This window comes from Streptomyces sp. NPDC057654, from assembly GCF_042800135.1.
GTDB lineage: Bacteria > Actinomycetota > Actinomycetes > Streptomycetales > Streptomycetaceae > Streptomyces.
This window is the reverse complement of the sequence record NZ_JBHVHQ010000304.1, coordinates 1-9,024: the sequence shown is the minus strand read 5'-3', so window position 1 is coordinate 9,024 and position 9,024 is coordinate 1. Positions and strand designations below refer to the sequence as shown.

Annotated in this window: 5 protein-coding genes; all 5 read right to left on the bottom strand. The window is 73.4% G+C overall.

Features of this window, described 5'->3' with window-relative positions:
* Positions 1-1,019, bottom strand: a 1,019-nt coding sequence (locus ACFU99_RS22105) for a glycosyltransferase (protein ID WP_384394543.1), incomplete at its 3' end; no start/stop codon positions are given.
* Positions 1,016-1,831, bottom strand: coding sequence for an alpha/beta fold hydrolase (locus tag ACFU99_RS22100; protein ID WP_384394541.1), 816 nt, complete (start codon positions 1,829-1,831; stop codon positions 1,016-1,018). The genes ACFU99_RS22105 and ACFU99_RS22100, both read right to left, overlap by 4 nt.
* A 5-nt stretch (positions 1,832-1,836) precedes the next feature.
* Positions 1,837-2,202 carry an acyl carrier protein gene (locus ACFU99_RS22095; RefSeq protein ID WP_384394540.1) on the bottom strand — a complete coding sequence of 122 codons (366 nt, stop codon included), beginning with the start codon at positions 2,200-2,202 and terminating at the stop codon, positions 1,837-1,839.
* Positions 2,189-6,850, bottom strand: a complete 4,662-nt coding sequence (locus tag ACFU99_RS22090; protein WP_384394537.1) for a beta-ketoacyl synthase N-terminal-like domain-containing protein — start codon at positions 6,848-6,850, stop codon at positions 2,189-2,191. The genes ACFU99_RS22095 and ACFU99_RS22090 overlap by 14 nt, the downstream gene beginning before the upstream one ends.
* The coding region (locus tag ACFU99_RS22085; RefSeq protein ID WP_384394535.1) for an SDR family NAD(P)-dependent oxidoreductase at positions 6,844-9,024 on the bottom strand (2,181 nt) is incomplete at its 5' end. The genes ACFU99_RS22085 and ACFU99_RS22090, both read right to left, overlap by 7 nt.

The following is a 9,024-nucleotide window of genomic DNA, read 5'->3' as shown; positions in this document are numbered from 1 at the left end:
CTGAAGCGCACCCGCACCCCTGCACCCGCCGCCACCACCTGCCCCGCCACGATCGGCTGATCGTCACGGATCGGCGCGAGGACCAGCGGAACCCCGTGCCACAGCGACTCGCACACCGTGTTGTGGCCGCTGTGACAGACGACGGCACTGAGGCGGGGGAGCAGGTCGAGTTGGGGCACGTACGGACGTACGAGCACGTCGGGCGGCACGGCGGCCCCGGCGAGCATGCGACCGGGGTCGGCGACGATGCCCTGCACCCGGTCGCGCGCGGCGTCCAGCGCGGCCACCGCCTCCGCCAGGAACCGGCCGCCCGCGTCCGCGTTGGCCGTGCCGAGGGTGACGAGCACCGCGCGGCGGCTCGGGTCGAGTTCCGACCAGGGGAAGTCGGGGCGGGACGCGGAGGCGGGTCTGGCGGTGATGGCCGGGCCCACCAAGTGAACAGGCCCGGAAGGTAGCCGGGCATCGCCGACGAGCGCCCGGCCGGTGAAGGCGATGACCCCGTGCGGCGAGAACCGGGGGTCGGTGTGCTGCGCCGGGTCGCCGAGGCGCTCCCGCAACCCGCCCAGCAGGCCGTTCAGCCAGGCGGCCACCTTCGGCATGCCCGCCAGCGGGTCGACGAGTTCGGCGGAGGTGGTGGCCGAGGTGACGTACGGGATGCCGTGGCGCTCGGCGACCAGCGCACCCGCGACGGCGTGCTGGTCGGTGACGACCACGTCCGGCGCGAACGCCTCGATCGCCGACTCGACGCCGGGCGCCATCAGCTCGGCCAGCGGAAGGAGGAACTCCTCCCACAGGAACCGGAACGCCGCGGGTCCCGCCAGCTTCGGCGGCCTGTTCAGATCGCCGCCGGGCAGTGCGCAGCCGAACACCGTGGCATCGGCCCCCGCGAGGTCCCGGAGCTGGTCGGCGTGGCCCGCCCAGGCCACCCGGTGCCCGCGCGAGCGGAGCGCCTCCGCGACGCCGAGCAGCGGGTTGATGTGCCCGACCAGCGGGGGGACGACGAGCAGGAAGCGGGTCACGGTGTCGCCGCCCCGGACAGCGTGTGCTCCCGCACCCAGGAGAGCAGGATCTCGCGGGTCTCGGCGGTGCGTTCCACCAGTACGGAGTGGCCTTGGTCCGGCAGGACGACGGTCCGGCAGTCCGTCAGTTTGGCGTTCAGGAACGGTACTTGACCGGACAGCCCGGACTCGTCGCCGAAGATGGCGAGGAGGGGGCAGCCGATCGCCCGTAGGTCGTCGTCGATGACCCGGCCCGCCGGTACGTCCTCGGCCAGCGTCGTGGCCTGGAGGATGCGGCCGGCGGAGCGGGAGAGCCGCGCCGTGTGCGCGCCGTGTTCGGCGCGGATCCAGCCGATGACCTCCTCGCGGGCGAGCCGGTCCTTCGCGTCGGCGAGCCCGTCGGCCATGTGCCGGTTCCACTCCGCCACCGGCGGCTCCGACTCGATCATGGTCACGGTCGCCACCCGCTCCGGATGCCACGCGGCGGTCGCCGCCGCGACCGTGCCGCCGAACGAATTGCCCACCAGATGCGCCGGCCGCCGCTCGCCGAGCGCGTCGAGCAGCGCGACCAGGTCGTCGACGAAGCACTCCAGGCGGTAGCCGGTGCGCGGGCGGTCACTGCGGCCGTGCCCGCGCAGGTCGTACATGACCACATCGATCCCCTCGGCGGCGAAGGCCGGGCCGAGGGTGAAGTAGTAGCTGGCCAGGCTGTCGGTGAGGAGGCCGTGGACGAACACCACCAGCGGAGCCCCGCCCCGCCCGCCGGATGGCGGCACGGCGGCGTCGAGGCGCTGGACGTGCGTGGTGATCCCACCGGTACGGATCTTGGCCATGGGGGTCAGTCCTGTCCGGAAGAGTCGGAGGAGCGTAGTGACTCCACTACGTAGTCCACGAGTTGACCGATCGTCAGTGCGATGATCTCGTCGAGTTCGAGATCGGCGATGAACGCGGCGAAGTTGACCCGGTCCCCGTAGTGCTCGCGCAGCGCGCCGGAGAGCCCCACCAGGTCGACGCTCTCCAGTTCCAGATCGTCGTGGAAGGTGGTCTCGCGCGCGATCTCGGCGTCGTCGAGCCCGTACTCCGCAAGCAGCTCGCGCAGCATGCCGCTGATGTCGGCCAGTACGGACGCGGGGTCGGAGCCGGGAACGCCCGCCCCTGTTCCCGCTCCCGCCGTGGTGAGCCCCGTAACGTCAGTGGTGGTCATCCCGCTCTCCTGTCTCCTCTGTCGGCTCGTCGGCCGGCTGGTCGTCGGGGGCCGTCCACGCGACCACGTAACTCCGGGCGGGCAGGCCCGGCGGATTGGTAGCCGACGGATCGGCGGTCGGCGGATTGGCGGTTCCCCGCACCCGTACGATGTACGGAACGCCCCCGGCCACCACGCGCAGCCGGTCGCTGTCCGCCGCCACCACCCGGAAGTCGGCCGGCCGACCGCGCAACCCGGTGCCGCGCACCTTGGCGACGGCCTCTTTGGCAGCCCAGAACCGCGTGAACCACAGGGCCGCGCTGTCTTGTCCATCCGTCGTTGCCAGCTGGTCGAGAAATCTCAACTCCTCTTCACCACAGGCTGCTTCGACGGTCGCCCGTGGACGTTCCGTGACCTCTTCGACGTCGATGCCGCATGGGCCGCGACGGGCGATGGCGACCCCGGTCCCCGCGCAGTGCGCGAGGGAGACGGAGATGCCGTCGACCGCCCGCCCGTGCACGCCGTGCACGAAGGGCCGCCCGGACTCGTCATTGCCCACGGCGATCTCGGCCGGGTAGATCTCGGGCGGGGCGGTCCGTTCGGGGTTGGTCTCGTGTGCCCCCTCCCGCCAGAGCAGGTCGCGCACCGCGTCCTTGGCCGCGATTCGTCCGAGCAGCCAGTGCCGCCGGCGGACGGGGGAGAGCTGCTCATAGTGGGAGCGTTCGGCGCTGCCGAGCATGTTGCGCATGATCAGTTCACGGGTGGCGAGGTCCGGCCAACGCTCGAAGACCTGGGCCCAGCCCTCCGGCCGCAGCGTGGACAGCGTGTTCTCGCCCGGGTACCGGTCCACCGCGCGAATCCCGGGATCGGTGTCGAACCGCCGGTCCGCCCAACCCGTCAACTCGGCCCAGACACGCCCTTCTTGACTGAGCTGCATATCGGCGGTGAGCGTGCTGTCGGTGACTTCCGTGATGCGGATCGTGCACATGAGGCGCGTACCGGGACGGGGCTGTGGCCCGTAGAAGCGGATGTGGTCCATGCCGACCGGGAACACGGTGGTGCGTTCGGCGAGCGTCGCCATGATCCAGTACCCGAGCAGCTGCCCGACGTTGTCGAGCAGCGCACCGGGCGCTTCCGGCGCGGTGAGCAGCCCGCGTACGTGCCGGTCGCCGATCGCGGTCAGCTCGGTGACGCCTTGGAAGCGCGGGCCGTGGAACATCCACCGCTCGCCGTAGAGCTGCTCGGCCCGCATGTCCGGCACGCGCTCGGCGTCGGCCGGATCGACGGGCCATGGGGCGGGCGGCGGCGGATAGCCCCCGCCGGACAGCTCGACGACGGCACGAGAGAAGCCAGTCAGCTCCACCTCGACTCGCTCCGGGCTGATGTGACGGCACATCACCGGCACGTCAACAGCCGGAATCGCCTCGATCCACTTGAGCAGCCGCACCTGATGCACGGCCACCGCCACGGTCTCCGCACGCGCCCCCGACTCCGCCGCGCCCTCGGCGATGTCCATGAGATGCCGCACCACCGTGGTCGCCGGCACCACCGGCCACCGGTCCACGGCATCGGGCCACCCCGGCCGCTGCCGGAAGAAGCAGTGATCGAGCAGGTAGGGCATCTGCTCGACATCGATGCGCAGGGCACGCCCGGACGCTCGTGCCGCCTGTGCTTCTTTTACGGGCCGGGGCTCGTCGGCCACGCGGCGCGAGGGCGACCGGGGCCGAGGCGGCTCCGTGCACATCGGGCGCGCGCCTCCGTGCCGGACGGCGGCTATGAGGTCGGCAGTGGTAGCGGCGGTGTCGGCCAGCAGCGCGGAGAACTCGGCGGCTATCGGGAGCTCGGCCCCGAGCCGTTCGAGGCGGGCCAGCGGGCCGCTGCCAGCGGGCGCGGCCGGGGCCCTGGTGAGGATTCCTCGGGCCTCAGGCGGCAGGGACACCAGCGCACCACCGAGATTCAGGCGGAAGCCGGGGTGGGCGGGGCGTGCGGTCGGGGCCGCCGTGGAGGCGGCGGCGACCGGCCCGTACGGAGCGAGCAGCGGGGACACGTCGGGCTCCGCGCCGTCCGTCCACAGCGCGGTGACCACCCTGCGGAGCTGCGCCAGGCTGTCCCGCGTCCCCGCGTGCGCGGAGACGACGAGCCGGTCCCGGCCGGCCAGCGTGTCGTCGATCAGTGACCCGAGCTGACCGGCGCCGAGCTGGACGAAGGCGCGGAAGCCCGCCTCGTGCATGGCGGAGATCAGCAGCCGGAACCGTACGGGTTCCAGAAGATGACGGACGAACAACTTCCTTACGTCATCCGGGTCGTGTGGGTAAGGAGCGGCGGTCGTCGCCGACCAGACCGAGGTGGACTGCGGGCGCAGCGTGTACGCCTCGGCGGCGGCGCGGATCGGCGCGAGATACGGCGCGAGCATCGGCGTGTGGAACCCGGAGCGGAACGGCAGCACTTGACCGATCACGCCGTCCCGCTTGCGCAGACGCAGCACGAGGGCGGTGACCGCGTCGTGCGGGCCGCAGATCATCGACTGGTTCGGGGAGTTGTCGTGCGAGAGCACGACGTCGTCGCGGCCGTCCAGTTCGGCGCGTACCCGGTCCGCGGGCAGGCCGAGCACGGCGAAGGCGGCGCCGGGCACGCGCAGCGCGTCGGGGTCGAAGTCCGCCAGAAACGCGTCGACTTCGTCCGCCGCGTGCATGCCGCCGCAGGCCATGGCGGTCCACTCGCCGACGCTGTGCCCGGCGACGGCGTCGGGCACCACGCCGAGGCGCCGCAGTGCGGCGTCCAGGACCCGGCCCAGCTGGAACACGGCCGCACCGTGCCGCCCGACGTCCCCGACCTTCGCCCCGCCGGGCTTCCAGTCGAGACCGAACCGCTCCACCAGCTCGTCGACGCGCGGCTCGAACTCGGCCTCCAGGCCGGGAAAGACGAACGCCGTAAGCCCGCCGGCCGCGCCGAGCAGCGGACGAGGGCTGAACCACACATCACTGCGCCCCCGCCAGGGCCGGCCCTTCGCCACGGCCCTCCGCGCCAGAGCGAGCCGACGCGGGGTGGGATCGACGACGCCGAGTCGGCACGGCGCACCGACGCGGACCCGCTCGTCCAGCCCGGCGGCGAGCACGGCCGAGTCGTCCTGGGCGAGCACCGCTGCCAGTTCCTCCGGGGAGGCCGCCGCGATCCGCAACACCCGCTCCGGCTCGACCACGGAGGCGCGAGTCGCATGATCCCTGTTCCTGGCCTCCTCCAGCACGACATGAGCGTTGATGCCGCCGAAACCGAAGGCGTTGACGCCCGCTCGGCGCGGTGCGCCGCTCGCGGGGGCCGTCCAAGGTCGGGCGTGGTCGAGTGGGGTGAAGCGGGTGTGGGCGAGGGCCGGGTGGGGGTCGTCGCAGTGGAGAGTGGGGGGCAGTACGCCGTGGTGCAGCGCCAGGGCCGCCTTGATCAGACCGGCGATGCCGGCGGCCGGCATGGTGTGGCCGATCATGGACTTCACCGAGCCGATGACACCGGCCGACCCGGACGGACCGGACGGGCCGAAGACCTCGGCCAGCGTGGCGAGCTCGGCCCCGTCGCCCGCCGGAGTGGCGGTGCCGTGCGCCTCCAGCAGCCCCACCGAGTCCGCGGCCCTCGGGTCGAGCCCCGCCGCGTCCCACGCCTGGCGCACCGCGCGCACCTGACCGCCGGAGTCCGGGTTGAACAGACTCGCCGAACGTCCGTCCCCGGCCACGCCCGTGCCGGACACCACGGCATAGACGCGATCGCCGTCGTGCTCCGCGTCGGCGAGCCGCTTGAGGACCACGACGCCCGTGCCCTCGCCGATCAGCACGCCGTCCGCCGCGCGGTGCAGGGGGCGGATGCGCTGGCTGCGCGACAGCGCGCCGAGCTGACTGAAGACGCTCCACAGCGTGATGTCGTGGCAGTGGTGCACGCCGCCCGCGAGCATGACATCGCACCGTCCCGAGTCGAGTTCGCGCACCGCGTGATCCACCGCCACGAGCGAGGAGGCGCATGCGGCGTCCACGGTGTAGGCGGGGCCGCGCAGGTCCAGGCGGTTGGCGATGCGGGACGCGGCGAGGTTGGGGACGAGCCCGATGGCGGACTCGGACTGCTCGGGACCGAGTGGCTCGGTGAAGGCGGATCGGATCCGCTCCAGCTGCTCATCGTCGAGTTCGATCTCGGGCAGCAACTCACTGAGTGTGCGCGTGATTTGATGCGCCGTCCGCACCCGCTGGTCGAGCCGGGCCAGCCCCGGCGTGAGGTAGCCGCCCCGGCCGAGTACGACCCCGGCCCGCTGCCGGTCGGCGGGCAGCAGACCGTGCCCGCCCGCGTCCTCCACGGCCCGATCGGCGACGTCCAGCGCGATCAGCTGATCAGGCTCCGTCCCCGCGACCGACGTCGGCATGACGCCGAACCGCGTGAGGTCGTACGCGATCCCCTCATCCACGAACCCTCCGCGCCGGCAGTAGACCCGATCCGCCCGACTCGGCCCCTCCGGCGCGTAGAACTCCTCGTCCCAGCGCCCGGCCGGCACATCGGTGATCGAGTCCACGCCGCCCGCGATGTTCCGCCAGTACGCGCCGAGGTCCCTGGCGCCCGGAAAGAGGGCGGCCATACCGACGATCGCCACCGGTGTCGTACGGGTCTCCGCGCGGGCCCCGGTTCCGCCGCTCACCATCCCGACGCCGTGTAGAGCACCGAGTGCGCGGTGGGTTCGCCCCACGCCAGCTCGCGCAGCAGGCTGAGCGGGCCCTCCTCGGGGTCGATGAGCTTGATGCCGCGGGCGGCGTACGAGCGCATGAGCTCGGGCGTCACCATGCCGCCCGCGCCGCTCTCCGTCGCCGCCCAGGGGCCCCAGTGCACCGTCAGGCCCCGGCGGTCGGGGGTCGACCAGCGGCGGCCCAGTTCTTCGAGCGCGTCGTTGGCGGCGGCGTAGTCGCACTGGCCGCGGTTGCCGAGGGCGGCGGCGATGCTGCCGAAGAGCACGGCGAACCGCGGGCCGTCGGCCAGGGCGCCGGCCGCGTCGAGGAGTACGCGCGCGCCGTCCACCTTCGTGGCGAACACCCGCCGGAAGGACTCGGCCGACTTCCCGGCGAGCAGCCGGTCCTCGATGACCCCCGCCGCGTACACGATCCCGTCGAGCCTGCCGTGCTCGGCGTGGATGTCCTTCACCGCGGCGCGTACGGCCTCCTCGTCGCGCACGTCGACCGCGCGGTAACGGACCGGGCTGCCGAGTTCCCGCAGGTCGGCGAGGGTGGCGCGGACCTCGCGCGCGGCGAGGACGGCCGACGCCGAGCGTTCGATCCCGGCGGGCGAGCTCTCCCCGGCGGCGATGAGCGCCGACCGCAGCCCCTCCCGGCCGACGGCCCCCGCCGTCCTCGGGTCCTCGGTCGCGGCGGGCGCGGGGGTACGGCCGAGCAGCTCGATCCGGCACCGGGTCGCCGCCGCGAGCACGCGGGCGAAGCGCGCCGTGATTCCACGCGCGCCCCCGGCCAGCAGCACCACCGAGTCGCGGTCGATCCCGGCGGCGGCAGCCTCCGCGACGCCGTCGCCCGCAGGGCCCGCACCGGTGGCGGCGAGCGTGCCGAGGCCGGTGGGCGTGGGGCGCAACGCGCGCCGCCCACGGCCTCCGTCGGCCAGGACGACCGGCTCCCTCTCCGTCGCGGCCAGCTCGGTGAGGAGCACCTCGGCCACCGCCTCCAAACTGTCGTCCGCGCCTACCTCCACGAGCGTCACGGCGATGTCCTCGTACTCGCGGGCGAGACTGCGGAAGAAGCCCCGCAGGCCGCGCACCGCCCCCTGCCCCCGACGCTCGACGGCGAGCAGCCGCCGCGGCCCACCGTCCGCCAGTACCGCCTTGAACAGCGGAAACGCGTCGGGAAGCGAAGTCTCGGGGGCCTCGAAGGCGTGCACGTACACGACTGCCTCGCCGCCGCTGTGCCCTTCCGGCAGCCGGTCGCCGGGCACCGTCTCGGGGTGTGCGCCGGCGGCCCGCAGCCGCTCGGCCAGGAGCTGGGCGAGCGGGCCGCCGCCCAGCAGCGTCACGGCGGCGCCGGGCGGGAGGGCGCCGGTGACCGGCGGGAGATCGGTCTCCACGAACTCCAGGCGCTGCGGCGCGATCACGGAAGCTTCCGCCGGCGTCTGAGCGGTGCTCGGCTCGGCGGTGTGCTGCTCGGTCTCCGATGTCTCCCCGCCCAGCCTGGCTACGAGCAGGGCCGCGATCGCCGCCGCCGTACGAGCCGAGCCGACCTCATCGAGATCCGCGCCGTCTCCCAGGGGCAGACCGAGGCGCGTCGCCAGCTCCCCGGCGATCTCCGTCCTCTTGATGGAGTCGACGCTGAGGTCCGCCTCCAGGTCCAGCTCCGGTTCGATCATGTCGACCGGATAGCCGGTCCGCTCCGCCACGACCGACAGCACCGATTCGAGAACGGTGCCGTGGCCGGCGGCGGGCTGCGCGGCTGCGAGCGGAACATCGGCGGACGGCTCGTACGCTACGGCTGCCGTATCCGAAGCCGGTACCTGAGCCGGTACCTGAGCGGCCATCAGGACGGGTGGCGGCGACGGTGTGGGCACGGCGCCCTCACCACCTCCCCCCAGATAACGCAGCAGCACATCGCGCTGCGCCGCGACCATCTCCCGGCTGCTGCGCAGGAATTCGGCGATCAGGGCATCCGGACCGGACGGCGGCAGGCCGCCGTCACGCGTGGGGTTCTCCGGCACGATCAGCTCCGTGAGGGGGCGGGCGGGTTGGAGGGCGTTGGGCAGGAGGGAACCGTCGGCGCGGCGGACGAGCTGGCCGTCCACGGTCCACCCGGCGGCGGCGGGTGCGGCGGTGGTCTCCGCGTCCACCGC

Coding starts and splice junctions, on each gene's coding strand:
- ACFU99_RS22100 (WP_384394541.1), bottom strand. CDS start 1,831: ATGGCCAAGATCCGTACCGGTGGGATCACCACGCACGTCCAGCGCCTC.
- ACFU99_RS22095 (WP_384394540.1), bottom strand. CDS start 2,202: ATGACCACCACTGACGTTACGGGGCTCACCACGGCGGGAGCGGGAACA.
- ACFU99_RS22090 (WP_384394537.1), bottom strand. CDS start 6,850: ATGGTGAGCGGCGGAACCGGGGCCCGCGCGGAGACCCGTACGACACCG.